General features: G+C 56.1%; 16 protein-coding genes. 12 read left to right on the top strand and 4 right to left on the bottom strand.

Annotation, left to right across the window (positions count from 1 at the left end; translation table 11 throughout):
* Nucleotides 1-51 precede the first annotated feature (51 nt).
* The 6 genes from AC58P5_RS10880 (at nt 52) to AC58P5_RS10855 (ending at nt 6,624) form a co-directional block, all read left to right on the top strand.
* Entirely contained in the window at nt 52-1,317 is a 1,266-nt protein-coding gene (locus AC58P5_RS10880) for an ABC transporter substrate-binding protein (RefSeq protein WP_497386283.1), read from the top strand.
* Nucleotides 1,318-1,490: 173 nt separating this feature from the next.
* Nucleotides 1,491-2,435 (top strand): carbohydrate ABC transporter permease, encoded by a 945-nt coding sequence (locus AC58P5_RS10875; protein WP_497386281.1) that lies wholly within the window; start codon nt 1,491-1,493, stop codon nt 2,433-2,435.
* A complete protein-coding gene (locus AC58P5_RS10870; RefSeq protein WP_497386279.1) occupies nt 2,436-3,350 on the top strand; it encodes a carbohydrate ABC transporter permease in 915 nt (304 codons plus the stop codon).
* Between the two features lie 67 nt (nt 3,351-3,417).
* Nucleotides 3,418-4,272 carry a sugar phosphate isomerase/epimerase family protein gene (locus tag AC58P5_RS10865; protein WP_497386277.1) on the top strand — a complete coding sequence of 285 codons (855 nt, stop codon included), beginning with the start codon at nt 3,418-3,420 and terminating at the stop codon, nt 4,270-4,272.
* Nucleotides 4,273-4,366: 94 nt separating this feature from the next.
* Complete coding sequence (locus tag AC58P5_RS10860; protein ID WP_497386275.1) at nt 4,367-5,413, top strand: Gfo/Idh/MocA family protein; 1,047 nt, start codon at nt 4,367-4,369, stop codon at nt 5,411-5,413.
* 17 nt (nt 5,414-5,430) lie between these two features.
* Nucleotides 5,431-6,624, top strand: a complete 1,194-nt coding sequence (locus AC58P5_RS10855) for an acyltransferase family protein (RefSeq protein WP_497386273.1) — start codon at nt 5,431-5,433, stop codon at nt 6,622-6,624.
* 367 nt (nt 6,625-6,991) lie between these two features.
* On the opposite strand, the gene AC58P5_RS10850 is transcribed toward AC58P5_RS10855, so the two are convergent.
* A complete protein-coding gene (locus tag AC58P5_RS10850) occupies nt 6,992-8,449 on the bottom strand; it encodes a YcdB/YcdC domain-containing protein (protein WP_497386271.1) in 1,458 nt (485 codons plus the stop codon).
* Between the two features lie 160 nt (nt 8,450-8,609).
* On the opposite strand from AC58P5_RS10850, the gene AC58P5_RS10845 reads away from it, so the two are divergent.
* From AC58P5_RS10845 to AC58P5_RS10820, 6 genes are all read left to right on the top strand, one after another.
* Complete coding sequence (locus AC58P5_RS10845; RefSeq protein ID WP_497386269.1) at nt 8,610-9,641, top strand: delta-lactam-biosynthetic de-N-acetylase; 1,032 nt, start codon at nt 8,610-8,612, stop codon at nt 9,639-9,641.
* A gap of 199 nt (nt 9,642-9,840) precedes the next feature.
* Nucleotides 9,841-10,650, top strand: coding sequence for a glutamate racemase (gene racE / locus AC58P5_RS10840; protein WP_497386267.1), 810 nt, complete (start codon nt 9,841-9,843; stop codon nt 10,648-10,650).
* A 208-nt stretch (nt 10,651-10,858) separates the two neighbouring features.
* Complete coding sequence (locus AC58P5_RS10835) at nt 10,859-12,061, top strand: M14 family zinc carboxypeptidase (RefSeq protein WP_497386265.1); 1,203 nt, start codon at nt 10,859-10,861, stop codon at nt 12,059-12,061.
* Nucleotides 12,062-12,156: 95 nt separating this feature from the next.
* Entirely contained in the window at nt 12,157-12,366 is a 210-nt protein-coding gene (locus tag AC58P5_RS10830; protein ID WP_497386263.1) for a hypothetical protein, read from the top strand.
* Between the two features lie 254 nt (nt 12,367-12,620).
* Nucleotides 12,621-13,136, top strand: coding sequence for a hypothetical protein (locus tag AC58P5_RS10825; RefSeq protein WP_497386261.1), 516 nt, complete (start codon nt 12,621-12,623; stop codon nt 13,134-13,136).
* 213 nt (nt 13,137-13,349) lie between these two features.
* Nucleotides 13,350-13,610, top strand: a complete 261-nt coding sequence (locus tag AC58P5_RS10820; RefSeq protein ID WP_497386259.1) for a hypothetical protein — start codon at nt 13,350-13,352, stop codon at nt 13,608-13,610.
* 232 nt (nt 13,611-13,842) lie between these two features.
* Here the strand turns inward: AC58P5_RS10820 and AC58P5_RS10815 are convergent, their stop codons facing one another.
* From AC58P5_RS10815 to lepB, 3 genes are all read right to left on the bottom strand, one after another.
* The gene (locus AC58P5_RS10815; RefSeq protein WP_497386257.1) at nt 13,843-14,046 is read right to left on the bottom strand and encodes a DUF2524 domain-containing protein; all 204 of its coding nucleotides are present in this window, start codon (nt 14,044-14,046) and stop codon (nt 13,843-13,845) included.
* Between the two features lie 315 nt (nt 14,047-14,361).
* A complete protein-coding gene (locus AC58P5_RS10810; protein ID WP_369994977.1) occupies nt 14,362-14,541 on the bottom strand; it encodes a hypothetical protein in 180 nt (59 codons plus the stop codon).
* A 211-nt stretch (nt 14,542-14,752) separates the two neighbouring features.
* Nucleotides 14,753-15,307 carry a signal peptidase I gene (gene lepB / locus AC58P5_RS10805; RefSeq protein ID WP_497386255.1) on the bottom strand — a complete coding sequence of 185 codons (555 nt, stop codon included), beginning with the start codon at nt 15,305-15,307 and terminating at the stop codon, nt 14,753-14,755.
* Nucleotides 15,308-15,427 lie beyond the last annotated feature (120 nt).

The raw sequence follows: 15,427 nt of genomic DNA, 5'->3' as shown, positions 1-15,427 counted from the left end.
ATTCGCCATGCTGGAAGGATCACGTTCATTTATTCACGAGGAGGTCCAGGTATGCGTAAATTCACAGCGGGTATGCTGGCTGCCGTCCTGGCATCGGCGGCCGCCCTGTCGGGGTGTGCCGCAGGCGGCGGTGGCGGAAAGACGGAGCTCAACTTCTGGTACGGCTGGACCGGACCGGAAGCCGAAGCGCTGGAGAAACTGATCCAGGAATTTAACGACACCCATGACGGTATCAAAGTGAAAGGCCTCAGCCAGAGTGACTACCAGAAGCAGCTGACCGCCATTACCGGCGGCAATCCCCCCGATATCGCTTCCCAATTCGGCCAGAACGTCGCTTCCTGGGGCGTGAAAGGCGCCATGATTCCCTTAGACGATTACATCAAGAAAGATCAGGTCGATCTTGCCGATTTTATTCCCTCCGCCCTGTCCACTTCCCAATACGAAGGCAAAACCTATGCGCTCCCGGTTGCGATGCATTTCAGCATGCTGTACTACAATAAAGATCTCCTGAAGGAAGCGGGCTTCGACGGTCCGCCCAAAACGATCGCCGAACTGAAAACCTACGCGGAAAAATTAAGCGTTGTCCAGGAAGGCGGAAGGCTTGACCGGCTGGGCTTATGGCCCGGAGCGGACGCATATACTTTTACGCAAGTGTTCGGCGGCAAATTCTGGGACCCGGGCAAGAAGGAAGTCACGCCGGACGATCCGGGCTTTAAGCAGGCCATCCTGCTTTCCAAAGAACTGTGGGATAAGTACGGCACGGAAAACCTCGACCGCTTCTCGGCCTCCCTCGGCAAATACCAGTCTTCGCAAAACCCGTTTTTTTCGGGAAAATACGCGATGGCCCTGGACGGGGAATGGCTGCCGACGTTTATCAAGCAGTATGCGCCTGCTCTGAACTACGGCATCGCGCCCATCCCTTACAGCGAGGATAAACCGGAGCTGAAAAACGCCGGCAGCATCTCCACCAGTGTCTTTTACATCCCTAAGGGCGCCAAGCATCCGGACCAGTCCTGGACGTTCCTGAAGTGGCTGACGGAGAAGCGGCAGATGGTGAAATTCACGGCTGCGCTCGGCAACCTGCCGACAAGGCTCTCGACGCTCGACGATAAGACGTACGACAGTGTTCCGGGCTTCAAGGAATATACCGAATATGCCAAGAGCCCGAACCTCAAATCGTTCCCGACGCTGCCTTTTATGAATGAATATATGGACGAAATTACGAAAAAGTACAACGACATCCTCCGGGGAAAAGTCGGGGTGGACGAAGGGCTTAAGCAGATCAAGGATAAAATCCAGCCTCTTGCAGGGAAGTGATCGGCGGTTAAATAAGGCCCTGTGCCGTTCGTTTGAAAACGCTTACTTAAGATGTTGTTGTTCCGGTTGTGCACGACAAAGCTGCCGCCTGTCAGTCCGGGACCGTGCGGCGCTATTCCGGCTGCTCCGCCTTCAGACAGGCGGGAGGTCGATTTTCCGAAAGGAGATCCGTCATGAGCACCGATACGCTGCACGCCCGCAATGGCCGTCCTCCGCGTTCCCGCAAAGCCAGACGGGATTTTTGGGTCGGGCTCGCCTTCGCTCTGCCCTGGATTATCGGATTTCTCGCGTTTACCGTGTACCCGTTTTTCGGCTCTTTGTATTTCAGCTTTACAAGCTATGATTTATTCAACTCGCCCCAGTGGGTGGGCCTGCAAAACTACATGGAGATTTTAAAAGACGAGACGTTCTACAAATCGCTGCGCAACACGTTCTTTATGGCGTTCATCTCCATGCCGGTCGGGCTTCTCAGCTCGCTGCTGATCGCCCTGCTGCTGAACGTAAAAGTGAAGGGGATCGCTTTTTACCGGACGGTCTATTATTTGCCGGCGGTAATCCCCGTGGTGGCGAGCGCCATCCTCTGGACGTGGCTGCTTAATCCGGACTACGGACTGATCAATATGTTGCTCCGTGCGCTGAACCTTCCGGACCCGGCCTGGCTGCTCGATCCGCGTTATACGAAGCCTTCGCTGATCCTGATGGGGCTGTGGGGTTCCGGTGCGGGCTCGCTCATATTTCTGGCGGCGCTGCAGGGGATTCCCCGGCAATTTTACGAAGCGGCCTCGATCGACGGGGCAAGCGTATGGCGACGGTTCTGGCACATTACACTGCCGGGGCTTTCTCCGATCATCCTGTTTCAGCTCATTATGGGCCTGATCGGCTCGTTTCAGATCTTTACCGAATCGTTCATTCTGACGGGAGGCAACCAGGGCGGCGCCTTGGGGGGACCGGACCATTCCCTGATGTTCTACGCCGTTTATTTGTATCAGACTGCCTTCATGTATCTGAAAATGGGCTATGCGTCCGCCTTGGCCTGGATTCTGTTCGTCATCGTCGTCCTTATGACCGTACTTGTGCTGAAAACGTCCGCCCGCTGGGTGTATTACGGGGGTGATTGAATGGAAACTTCCACGAACCTTCACGGGGGCGGTATGAGGGCCGTGCCGGGTACGCCTGCCGGAATGCCTAAGAACAGGCGCCGGCATCCGCTTCTCGTATTCCGCCGGACGATTCTGCCGCATGCGGCGCTGTCGCTGCTCGGCCTTGTTTTCCTGTTTCCGTTCATCTGGCTGCTCCTGACTTCGCTCAAGAACCCGTCGGAAATCTTCCAGGTTCCGCCCGCCTTTTTCCCGGAAAAGTGGCAGTGGAGCAACTACGGGAACGCCATCGGATCGATTCCGTTCTTCCTGTACATGGGCAATACGCTGCTGCTCTGCGCGATCAATATCGTCGGCCAGCTTTTCTCTGCGCCGCTTGTGGCCTATTCCATCACGAAAATCCCGTGGCGCGGAAGGGGAATTATTTTTTCGCTTGTCGTGGCGACGATGATTTTACCGGCTCAGGTTCAGATGATCCCGGTCTATATCATTTTCGCGAAGCTGGGCTGGATCAATACGTTTTTGCCGCTGACGATCGGCAGCTTTTTCGGCGCTCCGTTTTACATTTTCCTGCTGCGACAGTTTATGCTGGGGCTTCCGGGCGAGCTGTGCGAAGCGGCCAAAATGGACGGCGCATCCGAGCTGCGGACGTACGGTCAGATCATCGTTCCTCTGCTGAAGCCGCCGCTTATGACGATTGCCTTGTTCACGTTCGTGGGGACCTACACCGATTTTATGGGGCCGCTCATTTATTTGAACGACAATACGAAATGGACCATTACGGTCGGGCTGCAGGGATTTCTTCAGGATCACGGCGCTCAATGGGAGCTTCTGATGGCCGCTTCCGCCATTTTTACGATTCCGATGGTCGTGCTGTATTTTTTCGGGCAAAAGTATTTTATGAAAGCCGGTTCCACGCTTTCCGGTTTTAAATAGGGCCGGGACCGATCGGGAATGGCGGGGACTTGTAGATCCGTGCAGAAAACAATTCGGGAGGGGATAAATGGCGATGAAAATTAGCCTTAGCATGTGGAGCGTTCATACGTATTGGTACGGGGGGAAATGGGACGTGACCGATTTTCTCCGTTTTGCCGCCGGAACGAAAGCGGAAGGGGTAGAGCTTCTGTCCGTCTTCTGGAAGGACCGGGAGCGCGAGCTGCCCGAGATCGACCGGGTGCTGGATGAGCTGGGACTGGAGGTTGCGTGCTTCTGCGCCTGCAACAACTTCGTATCGGCCGATGCCGAAGAACGGGCCGCCCAGCTCCGGGAAGTGAAGGAAGCCGTCGACATGGCGGTGCATTTCGGAGCGCCTGTCGTGCGGGTTTTCTCCGGAGACCGGCCGGATGAGTTGATGCCCGTGGACGAGGGCATGGGCTACGTGCTGGAAGGGCTGAAGGCGGCGGCCGCTTATGCGGAAGAGAAGGGCAAGGTGCTGTGCCTGGAAAACCACGGGCTTTTCGCGGGCCGCAGCGACCAGGTGCTGGCGATCATCCGCGAGGTGGGCTCGCCGGCTCTGCTAAGCACGTTCGACACCGGCAATTTCCTGCTGGTGGGCCAGGACCCTTCCACAGCCGTACAAGAACTGCGGGGCCGGGTAGGGCATGTCCACGTCAAGGACTTCCTGCGGACGGAGCCGGGTGCGGAGGGAAGCATGAACGCCCTCGACGGCACGCCCTATGTGGGCCGTATAGCGGGAGAAGGCGACGTGGACCTGCCGTATATTTTCCGGGAGCTGGCGGCAAGCGGATACGACGGCTGGCTCACGGTCGAGTTCGAAGGATTGGAGGAGCCTATGGAAGGCTCCGTAAGGGCTCTCGATTACGTGCATGAGCAGTTGGAGCAGTTGAAGAGGGAATAAACCCGTCCTCCGGATACGTAAGGAAAAAGGTGCCTGCAGGCCGCTAACCGCGCGGCTTGCCGGACAGCCGACAAGCAAAGGAGCGAAAAAAACGATGAGCATTCGCGTTGGAGTCATCGGGGCCGGTTCCATTGCCCACATGTTTCACTTGAAGCATTACAAGGATCACCCCGATGTGGAGCTTGCGGCCGTCGCCGATATCGACAAGGCCAGGGCCGACAAGACGGCAGCCGAATACGGGACGGCTTCGTACGCGTCGGCCGAGGAGATGCTGAACGCCGAGCGGCTCGATGCGGTTAGCATCTGCACGTTCAACGACAGCCATGTGGCGCTGGCGCTGCTGGCGCTGGAGCGCGGCCTCGACGTGCTCGTCGAGAAGCCGATGGCCATGAACCGCGACGAAGCCGAGCGTCTCCGCGACAAGGCGGCCGGGAGCGACCGGCTCGTCATGGTCGGCATGAGCCACCGGTACCGCGCCGATGCGCAGGCGCTGCAGGGCATGGTCGCCTCGGGCGGGCTCGGCAGCATCTACTACGCGAAGACCAAAATCCTGCGGCAGCGCGGTGTGCCCGAGGGCTGGTTCACGGACAGCCGCTATTCCGGCGGCGGACCGATGATGGACATCGGCGTCCATGTGCTGGACCTGGCCTGGTGGATGATGGGCTGTCCCCGGCCCGAATCGGTTACCGGCAAGCTGTTCCGCAAAATCGCCCCGTACTCGACCAAGGGGATAGCGGCGTATACGGCCCATTCCGACATCAATAAGTCGGAGGGCGTCTACGATGTGGAAGATCTGGGTACCGCTTTTATCACGTTCAAAAACGGCGCCGTCCTTACCGTCGAAGCAAGCTGGGCGGTCAACGGCAGCCAGGATGACGCCGTTAAGGTGGAGCTTTACGGAACGGAGGGCGGGGGAAGTCTCGAGCCGCTGAGCGTATTCACGGAAGTGAACGGCTTCCCGGTGGAACACAAGCTTTCCGTCCCGTCTGTCGACTACTATAAGGCAGAGATCGCCCATTTTGTCGACTGTGTAAAGACCAGGCGCCAGCCGCTTTCGGATGCGGCGCAAGGATACGAGGTCGTCGGGATGCTGGAAGCTATCCGGCTCTCCTCGGAGTCCGGTGAGCTGATCAGGCTGTAGCCCGGGGTCAGGCCATCATGAACGAGCCGAAAATGACGTATCTGGACGGATTGCGCGGTGCGGCTGCACTGGTCGTCGTTTTTGCCCATTTTCTTCAAGTGTTTCTGCCGTCCATGTTCGAAGCGCGGCCGCAGCTTTCCCACTTTGCGTTCGACCAGTGGATTCCGCGCACGCCGCTTAATCTTTTGTTCAACGGCAATTTTGCGGTCTGCCTTTTCTTCGTTTTGAGCGGATTCGTACTGAGCCGCCGCTTCTTCCGGTACCGCAAACGCTCGATTGTGACGGCCGCACTTCTCAAAAGGTATTTCCGGCTCGCCATTCCCGCTTTCAGCTCCCTGCTCCTCGCTTTCGCGGTCATGAAGCTGGACTGGAATTTTTACGAGGAGGCGAGGGGGTACACGCGGGCTACGATGCCCGATCCGTATACGGCGGTTCCGTCGTTTGCGGAGCTGCTGGAGCAGGGCCTTGTCCGTACGTTTTTCGATTACGGCATGGCCTATAATCCCGTGCTCTGGACGATGACCTACGAGCTTTTCGGGTCCCTGATCGTTTACGGGCTGCTTCTGGCTTTCGGCAAGTCCCGAGTCCGGTTCGTCTGGTACGCCGCAGGCCTATGGCTTTTCCGGGATTCCTATTATCTGGGCTTCGTGCTGGGTATGCTGCTCAGCGATTTAGCGGCCGGGTTCAGCCGGAATTTGATCGCGCTCCGTCCCGGAGCCGTTCCTGCGGCGCTTGGGCTGCTAGGCCTCTTCCTCGGCTCGGTTCCTTACGTAGGCTGGCAGGGGAGCGTCTACGCCTGGCTGCCGCTCAGTCCGGACGGTTTTCCGGGGACCGTTACCTACCGGACCGCGGGCGCGGCTCTGGTGCTGCTTGCGCTGCTCAACAGCCGGACGGGGCAGAAACTGTTCGCCGGCAGACCGATGGCTTATCTCGGCAAGCTGTCTTTTTCGCTCTACCTCGTTCATTTTGCCGTGCTTTGCAGCTTCTCCTGCCTGCTGTTTCTGCGGCTTGACGGCTGGCTGCCTTACGGTCTGAATATCCTCGCGACGACGCTGATTTCGCTCCCGCTTATTTTTGCGCTCGCCCACTTGATGTACCGGCTGATCGACGAGCCGGTCGTCAACCTGCTGTCCCGGGTGCGATTCGCAGCGCGCGGCGGAAAGAATACCGATGCCGCCGTGAAACATGCCGCAGCGGAAGCAGAACTGTAGCTTGTGGCTGTATACACGCCAAAAGCTCGAAATCCTAATCCGCCGCTGGCTGCCGTCATGCAGCGCCTAACCGCGCGTCGGTAGCTCGGTTAGGCAATCCGTAAGACGGAACGCTTAGTCGGACATCCGTGACTCGGGACCAATCCCAAACAAAGCTAAACAGCCGATTCCCGTTAAAGGGAGCCGGCTATTTGCTATCTATGTCTTCTTACTTCCCGCCCGGATAACGAAAACTTTCAGACGAAACTTCTCCGTTAAAGGAATAACGTGGAAAATAAAGGGGCGCATGACGATATGTCCCGGAAAAAGACGTTTTGAAAGACGGATGGGATTGTTCCTTCCGCTGCTAATGATCATAGCCCGCAGTTTACGCCTGGGTCACCATCTCGCCGTTTCCGGCATCGATAAAAGCGATCCGGCTCCGCCCGCTTCCCTTGAGGACAGGCGTATACAGGAGGTTGTAGGCGCCTTCTGGCGTTTCGGCATCATAATTCTGATCCCACTCCAGCTTGAAGTCCACTGCTTCCAGATAGAGCCGGAGGGCTTCCACGGCGCTCAATTTCACCTCGGGAGCGAGCTTCCGGATTTCTTCCGGATTCCAGTCGGGTCCCGAGAACCGGTCCACATACCCGGTTGAAGCATTCACGCTAACCGTCACGAATTGCAAATAGAGGGGAATGTCCCGGTAACGCAGCTGCCACGTAAAAAAGTACCGGAGCTGGCCTTCCGATTCCGACCCGGCATTCTCGGCGCTTTTTTCCTGAAGATAAAAAGCGAGACCGGGCACGCGCAGCCAGTCGTGCATCGCTTTCCGGAGAAAGGAGTCCGCCCGTTCCAGGCATTCTTCGTAGGAGAGGGCAAGCTCCCCGGGTCTGCGGACGATCCAGAGGAAGGAGCGGAGGCGCCCGGTGTCCTTGTCTGCGGTCGCTTTCACCGTGCCCTCCATAGACCTGCGGAAAAAGCCGTCCAGCGAGAGGTCCGCCGGTCTGTCCTCCCAGGCCGCAGCGCGCCACACGATTCCTTTGAGATTCTCGTCCATATCCCTTTCCCTGTCTATTACGAGGGGATAGGTGGAAATGCCGATCAAGTCTTCGAGGCTGCCCGACCAAGGAACGGACTCCTCCGGCGCAAACTCGTACACCTTGTAAGCCTCGGGCTCCTCTTCGGCTTCAGCATCCGTCCCCTGCGCCAAACCCGTCACGGCGTCGAAACGCCGGTAGCCGGGTTCGGGCTGATAAACGAGCCGGAGCCGGCCGTCGCCACCCGCATATAACGCCGGGATGAGCTTGACGATCGCAAGCCTCATCCGTACGGTTTCGGCCAGCTGCTGCCGGAGCTGCTCCGGCTGTGCCAGAGAGGCGGGGAGAGGAGACGCGGCTGCCGTTCCTTTGTAGGTGAAACTCGTCACCTCGCCCGCCAAAGTAAGCCGGATAAAAGCGCCCGTCCCGGGAAGCGGCAGATCGAGAGCGGTCTGTGCCCATGCGAAGAATGCGCTGTTCTCCCCGATCCGGGACTCCGTCAGGTGAAACCTGTCCGCATCATCCGGACAATGGGAGAGGAAAAAAGACCGCGCCCGTTCCCTCAAAGCCTCCTCGCCGATCGGAGCGGCTTCCTCGCACAGCTCTTCGTCTACGGAGTAGGAGAGCAGCCTGCCGGCCGCATCAAGAGTGACGGAGATCCCGTTCTCCCCGGATGGCTCCTGCCAGACAAACATGGCCTGCGCTTCTCCGTCCTCCTGCTCGTGCAGGTCCTCGATGATCAGGTTGAAATGTGCCGGTACGGAACCGGTCACGGCTGCTTTTTGCTTAAGTTCGTCGATAAGCATCGCAATCGCCCCTTTGTCGGCGGGACCCGGCAGGTCCCTGTTTGATGGCTGAAATAGTTGTTCCCGTTTACGTTTAAAACACAGTTTTAAGCAAGGATTCCGCAGCCTGCTGTCGAAAAGGAAAGATTAGCCTCATATTTTAGGAAATCAAGGTGATTCCATGAAAAAAACCGCTGCGGCATCCGCCGTTCTGCTGCTTTCCGGCATACTGGCCGCCGGGTGCGCGGGCAATTCCAACGTATCAAATTCCGGAAGTCCTGTCCAATCTCCGGCAGCGACCGCCAGCACTTCCACGGCTCCAACTACAGCTCCGGCAGCGGCTCCGGAAAAAAGTCCGGCAGGCAGCGCGAAGCCTTCCGCTTCTCCGTCCGCATCGGCAGCGCCGGGAGCTTCTCCCACGCCTTCATCGGCGGTCAAGGCTTCTCCGTCCGCTGCTCCATCGGCAAAGCCGTCCGTTTCTCCAGGGACCGCGAAACCGTCTCCGCAGCCGAAGGGCGAAAACGGCGCAAGCCGCCAGGCATTCTCGTGGTATTACATGAAAAAGCCGAAAGGACAGGTGCCGGATTTTCCGAAAGAAACGAAATCTTTTACCGCCAAAGAGAAAGCCGTCTGGGTCGGACAGGGCAAAAACGTTTACCTGACCATAGACAACGGCGGCCCGATGGGGGATACAACGAAACTGTTGAAGACGCTTAAAGAGAACAACGTGAAAGCGAACTTTTTTATTTCCGGAAACAACGTCAAGGCCCATCCCGATTTTATCAAGCAGCTGGTAGCGGACGGCCATCTCGTGGCCAATCATACGATGACGCACAAAGATATGAATACGCTGAACGACGAGCAGGTGCGCAAGGAAATTACCGGCTTCGAGAAGCTGTACAAAAGCATTACCGGGCAGGAAGTCGTCAAATATTTCCGCTTTCCGTACGGGAAATACAGTACGCATCTGCTCGACCTGACTTCGGACATGGGCTATACCTCCGTTTTCTGGTCGACCGCGATGCGTGATTGGGAGCCCCGCGCGAACGGAGCCGAAGATCCGTACAACGATATCATGAACAACCTGCATCCGGGCAATGTCATCCTCATGCACCAGGGCTCCAAAGAAAACATGGAAGCGCTGGACCGCATTCTGAAAGACGTTAAAAAGGCCGGCTACACTTTCGGTCTGGTTAGTGAGATCAAGCGCTGAGTCGTTGAGTGTGCGCAAACTCGTCCAATCGTATTTCCCGCCAGTCCTGCAGCTCCGGGCGCATGCCGCTCCGGAGCTGCTTTCGTTGGCACCGAATCGGAAATCTGGTATGATACCTAGGTACATTTCGGCTTGGGCAATCATATTCTATCCATGTATTTACAAGCAATCATTTCATTCGCAAAGGAAGCGTATAAGTGTGCAGCAAGCGATAGCCATCCTAGACTCCGGAGTCGGAGGTTTAACCGTTGTAAAAGAAGTTATGCGACAGCTTCCGCAGGAGAAAGTGATTTATTTCGGCGATACGGCACGGACGCCTTACGGCCCCAGACCCGCCGATGAAGTTCTCACGTTTACGAATCAACTTGTGGATTACCTGATCCAATTTAACCCTAAAATGATCGTGATCGCCTGCAATACCGCGACGGCGGTGGCGCTGGAGCAAATCCGCGGCCGGCTGGATATTCCGGTGCTGGGCGTCATTTCCCCGGGAGCGCGCGCCGCGATCAAGACGACGCGAAGCGGTATTGTCGGCGTAATCGGCACGGAAGGCACGATCCGGAGCAAAGCGTACGAACAAGCACTGAAAACCATCTCGCCCACGATCCAGGTACACTCGCTGGCCTGTCCGGCCCTGGTACCGCTCGTGGAGCGCGGATTGTACTTTTCCGAAGAAGCGGTCGATACCGTGCGCGATTCCCTTCAGCCGCTGCTCGACGAGCCCATGGATTGTCTCATTCTCGGCTGTACGCATTATCCGTTCCTGACGGAGGCGATTGCCCGGGTGGTCAATCCGGAAGTGACGCTGATCTCTTCCGCGGACGAGACCGCCCGCGAAATCAGCACCATTCTCTATCACCGGGGAATGCTGGCGACGACCAAAGACATCCCGGTGCACCAGTTTTTCTGCAGCGGCGATGCCGAGATGTTCCATCACATTACGGGCTCTTGGCTGCGCGAGCAGCTGCTCGGTACCCCGGTTGTATGGCAGGTGCCGACGTTCGTCTAGCCGTAACCATTCCGCAATCAAACGACAGGACCGGTAAATTCCGCCGTATTCTATTCAGAATCGGCAGGAACCCGCCGGTCCTTTTGCATGCCCGGGACATGAAGAAGGGAGAGGGGGCATAGACATATACTCACAACTCGGTATAGGGAAGCAAGTGCTTGAAGGAAAGCGGCTTCTCTTTGCCTTGTCCTGAGGAGGTATGAGTGGTATGCTGTTTCGCCACGTCGTTCAGCAGGGGGAGACGCTGCAGCGGATCGCCAGATTGTATGCCGTTAATTCCGTCTCGCTTATGGCCGCGAACCCGCAGCTGAGTCTTCATGAGTATGTAATTCCCGGACAGATGATCCTGATTCCCGCCAAACTCGATCATCAATATACGGTTCAACCGGGGGACGCTTGGGAAAGCGTGTCGCTGCGCTTCGGATTATCCCGGGAAGAGCTCTGGAAGGCCAATACCTTCCTGGATCCGGCTGTGCTCCGGCCCGGCGTCACGATAGATGTGCCGGCTGTCCGCGACAGGTCCGTGGTCCGTACGGCCGAGGAATACGGGTATCCCGAAATGCTCCGGGATTTGACGCTTCTAAAGGAACGATACCCATTCTTGGAGGAAAAATGCATCGGTCACAGCGTCCTTGGACGGAACATTCCCGCTATAAGGATCGGCTCCGGAAGCCGGGAGATCCAAGTCAACGCATCGTTTCACGCCAACGAATGGATCACCTCTCTGGCAGCCGTGAAATTTCTCGAGGAGTACGCGGAGGCTGTCCGCAAAGGCGGGGACATTCACGGCTCCGATGCGGCGGAACTGTTCCGCGAGACGAGCTTATGGATCGTGCCGATGGTGAATCCGGACGGAGTCGAGCTCGTGCTCGGGGGCGTCTATCCGGCGCATCCCCTGTACACGTCCCTCCATGAGTGGAACGGAGGCTCTTTTGATTTCCGCCGGTGGAAAGCGAACATCAACGGCGTCGATCTTAACGATCAATTCCCCGCCTTCTGGGAAGAGGAACGGGCCCGCCGCGCGGTACCCGGACCCGGACCGCGCGACTATACGGGCGAGGCTCCGCTGACCGAGCCCGAAGCGATAGCCGTGGCCGAGTTTACCCGCAGCCGCGGCTTCCGACACGTCGTGGCCCTGCATACGCAGGGGCGCGAAATTTACTGGAACTACCGCGACTATGAACCGGATGACGCGGAATTTCTGGCCCTGAAGCTGCAGCAGGCAAGCGGCTGCAGGAGCGTAAAGCTGCAGGGCAGCGATGCCGGGTTCAAGGACTGGTTCATCTACGAGTTCCGGCGTCCCGGTTTCACCGTGGAACTGGGAAGCGGGAACAATCCGCTCCCGCTGGAGCAGTTTCCGCTGCTTTACGAAGAAGCCGCCCGTCTGCTTGTCCGGGCTCTCGCTCTGTAAACGCGCAACGAAGCCCCCGCCGCCGGTACAAACGTCCAATCCCTCCGAAAGCGGTTCCCATATACTGAACCAGGCGTATAGGGGAGGGAATGACGATGGCGGGAAAAAGCGGAAAAGGGAAAGGCGGCAAGAAGATCGATTCCTCCGGCAGGGCGCAGTATACGATGAGGATTGTCGAATCCTCCACCTGTGCTTCTTGCAAACAGCAGTGCGCAAGGGGACTGCGGTATCTGGAGCGAATGTCCCAGCCCGGTGCGCTCGGCAAAGGGGTGCCGTGTATACTGACGCGCAGAAAACTCACTTAAGCCTATAAAAGCGTGCCGATTAGGCCCGAATTCAAACGAACTGATCCCGAAGACTCAGGCCCGGACACATGTCCGGGCTTATTCCAGTTTATTTTACACGACTTAAAATGGTAAAAGATACCTATATAAAGTAATTGTATGATTTATGCATTTTAATGGTAAACTAGTAGAGATTATAGGTATAAAGGTTTTTGAAGTTTAATTAATTTTGTTTTATGATAAAGAGTAAGACCAATCCGAATAGGAGGAATAGTATGTCCGGGATTCTGCCACTCGACCAGTTCAAGGAGTTGGAGCGTGAGGAGCAAATACGGTTAATCAACCAATGGAAAGAAGATTATTCCGTAGGCGAAATTACATCGGCATGGAAGCTCAATAATGCGGCAACCTACTATACCATTTTGAAAAAACTGAACATCTACAACGATACAGTCAGAACGTCCAACAAGTTTATGGGCTATACAAATTACCGTTCCCAAAGCAGATCATTGGAGCGGCCTTCCGAGCCATCCGACTTCCGGCGCCTTCCCGAATCTGTTCAGGCAGAAAATCGTCCGGCCGTTTCGGCCCCCGCTTTGTCGATCTCGGACAACTTCCGCTACAACGTAAACGGAACATACCCGGCCGAAGAGGTCGCGCAGATTTTGGAGCGGCTGAGCCTGTTTCTTAAAATCCGGAGTCATGTTCCCGTGAACGTGGAATTGAACATCCGATTCGGCGATTCGGATGCCGTGACGAGCGAGCTGCAATCCGGCGAACCGCACAATTGAACGACAAATTTAAAAGGTTTTCAAGGACGGAGCATCGGCTTATGCGAGGTGCTCTTTGTTCTTTCCGCGGCGATTCAGGGTAAGAGGAGAGTATACGGCAGACGAAGGATCAAACTGAAACGTAAAAAGCCGTATCGCGTATAGGCTATTAGGGACTTCCGTTATCAAGACCGGGAAGACGGCTCGGATGCCGCACGTCCGGTTAACGGGATCATGTCCCACCCTAAGGAGGGAACCCGTGTGAAAAAACTTTTGTCACTCCGCCACTGGGGCCATGTATTCAAGCGGGCAGGAAAACTGCTGGTGTCTCCGCAAGTACCGATCGGCAGTAAACTTCTCTTTGTAGTTCCGGCGCTGCTTTACTGGGTACTTCCCGATGTCCTGCCGTTTATGCCGATTGACGATATAGCGGTCACGATGATGCTGGCCAACTGGTTTACGGGCTGGATGGAGCGTAAATATCCGCAGGCCTAGAAAATATGCATCCGTTAGGCTGGGAAAGCCTAATCCGAATATAGGAACTAGAGCCTGGAAAGCCTGATACCCAATCGGGATCGGAAATGATTTCGCAGAGAAAGACGTTTGTAAGCCGCGATCCGGCGGGAAAGGGTTCAATCCCCGCCCCTGGTCGCGGCTTTTTTCCGTGCTGCCAAAGCGATAAACGGCATGAATAAATCCGGTCCTAAACAAAAAGGATGAGAATGTCTTACAGGGAACCGGAGTCTCCATGGTGTATGGAGCACTTGTTCTCGATAAACCGGATCTGATTCTCCAGACGGTTCACTTTCTCGTTATGCACGAGAGAGCCCGGGATCATGCTGATTCTCAGGTCGTTCAGCTCTTCCTTCAACTGGTGCAGGTCAAGACCCGCGTGGGCGCAATCGTAACTGCTTTCGAGGTTTTCAATCATCGGTCGCTGCCTCCCTGTTTCAAGGATGAAATGATTTATTTGCTTTTGCCGCTGCTGTTCTTGCGGTCGGAAGTGCGGGTCGTCGTGTTTTGCCGAGCGTGGCCCTGCTGTTTGTGTGACACTGACGTTCACCCCCTGTCCGGTCGGGTTGGTCGTAACTGAGGCACGTACACGATGCTTAGTATGCGGCGCGGCGGATTTTCTATGCGGTTCTCCAGATTTCCAAGCCCTCTTCTTGCGACGGCCTTACGAACACATAAAAAAGACCTTGAACCGGGTGTGTAACCCCTTTCAAGGTCGGCTTTTAAAAAAACTTTATTGCGAAACGCCCGAGATCAGACGGTTCTCCAGGCTCTTTTTGACTTTCTTGATGGCCTCGGTTTCCACCTTATGGTCCGAGTGAAACTTTTCTCCGGAGAGCGCCATGGCTTCCTTAACGGTCATTTCAACAAGAATCGTATCGTCCCCTTGGGGAATGTGCAGATTGGCATTCATGTTCTTCACTCCTTGTCAATCAAGATTAGGGGTGCGACCGCTGGGTGTCGGAAGCGATGAATGTTGCCGGGTGAAATGCGGAAAGTGTTCATACTCCGCCTTTTTAATATAACACATGATGTGAGGTCACTCAATAGGCCGGGCTTAAAAAAGCAAAAAACAGAGCTTCCACATTGCCGGAAAGCCCTGTTTTCTGTACGAGGAGCCTGATTTAACCGTTGATCTTGATGCCCAGCACGTGATCGAGCGGAACGGGTCCGATATCGCGGCTGTCTTTGCTGTTGTTGCGGTTGTCTCCCATCACGAACACGTGACCCGCGGGAACGGTGATTTCCTCGCTCGATTCATACAGCATCGTTTCGTTGAGATAGGGCTCGTCCAGAGGCTGCCCGTTGCGGTACACTTTGTTGTCTTTGAACTGGAGCTTATCGCCCGCTTTGCCGATGACGCGTTTGACATACAGGTTATCGTCCACTTTCCCGCTCAGCAGAGAAAACAGAGGATGCTCCATAATGTCGTCTTTCAGCGTACGCTCCCGGTTTACGCGGCTGTCGATAATGACAATGTCGCCGTAGTCCGGCTCGTAGCCCAGCGTATGCGACAATTTGGATACATAAATACGTTCCTGGTCGGATAGAGTCGGGTCCATCGAATGGCCCAGCACCTTGGTCGGCTGAATACCGAAGATTCCGATTACCAGCGCAATGACGAACGCGATGCCGAGGGAAAGCGCCCAGCCTCCAATTTCTTTTGCCACCTTATTCATCGCCAATTCCCTGCCTTCCGGTTTACAAGTCTCTTGGTTTCAGTATATCACGGCAGTTTACGCCTAGACAAAAAAAAGAGGCCGCGGGGGCCTCTTCCTTCTTTAAGCTTGTCTAAACGG

The sequence above is a fragment of the Paenibacillus sp. JT31N7 genome (assembly GCF_059692095.1).
This window is presented reverse-complemented; position numbering and strand designations above follow the sequence as displayed.

What these genes read in the sequence shown, in the direction of transcription:
- AC58P5_RS10880 (WP_497386283.1), top strand. Translation starts at nt 52, where the DNA reads ATGCGTAAATTCACAGCGGGTATGCTGGCTGCCGTCCTGGCATCGGCG.
- AC58P5_RS10875 (WP_497386281.1), top strand. Translation starts at nt 1,491, where the DNA reads ATGAGCACCGATACGCTGCACGCCCGCAATGGCCGTCCTCCGCGTTCC.
- AC58P5_RS10870 (WP_497386279.1), top strand. Translation starts at nt 2,436, where the DNA reads ATGGAAACTTCCACGAACCTTCACGGGGGCGGTATGAGGGCCGTGCCG.
- AC58P5_RS10865 (WP_497386277.1), top strand. Translation starts at nt 3,418, where the DNA reads ATGGCGATGAAAATTAGCCTTAGCATGTGGAGCGTTCATACGTATTGG.
- AC58P5_RS10860 (WP_497386275.1), top strand. Translation starts at nt 4,367, where the DNA reads ATGAGCATTCGCGTTGGAGTCATCGGGGCCGGTTCCATTGCCCACATG.
- AC58P5_RS10855 (WP_497386273.1), top strand. Translation starts at nt 5,431, where the DNA reads ATGAACGAGCCGAAAATGACGTATCTGGACGGATTGCGCGGTGCGGCT.
- AC58P5_RS10850 (WP_497386271.1), bottom strand. Translation starts at nt 8,449, where the DNA reads ATGCTTATCGACGAACTTAAGCAAAAAGCAGCCGTGACCGGTTCCGTA.
- AC58P5_RS10845 (WP_497386269.1), top strand. Translation starts at nt 8,610, where the DNA reads ATGAAAAAAACCGCTGCGGCATCCGCCGTTCTGCTGCTTTCCGGCATA.
- AC58P5_RS10835 (WP_497386265.1), top strand. Translation starts at nt 10,859, where the DNA reads ATGCTGTTTCGCCACGTCGTTCAGCAGGGGGAGACGCTGCAGCGGATC.
- AC58P5_RS10830 (WP_497386263.1), top strand. Translation starts at nt 12,157, where the DNA reads ATGGCGGGAAAAAGCGGAAAAGGGAAAGGCGGCAAGAAGATCGATTCC.
- AC58P5_RS10825 (WP_497386261.1), top strand. Translation starts at nt 12,621, where the DNA reads ATGTCCGGGATTCTGCCACTCGACCAGTTCAAGGAGTTGGAGCGTGAG.
- AC58P5_RS10820 (WP_497386259.1), top strand. Translation starts at nt 13,350, where the DNA reads ATGTCCCACCCTAAGGAGGGAACCCGTGTGAAAAAACTTTTGTCACTC.
- AC58P5_RS10815 (WP_497386257.1), bottom strand. Translation starts at nt 14,046, where the DNA reads ATGATTGAAAACCTCGAAAGCAGTTACGATTGCGCCCACGCGGGTCTT.
- AC58P5_RS10810 (WP_369994977.1), bottom strand. Translation starts at nt 14,541, where the DNA reads ATGAATGCCAATCTGCACATTCCCCAAGGGGACGATACGATTCTTGTT.
- lepB (WP_497386255.1), bottom strand. Translation starts at nt 15,307, where the DNA reads ATGAATAAGGTGGCAAAAGAAATTGGAGGCTGGGCGCTTTCCCTCGGC.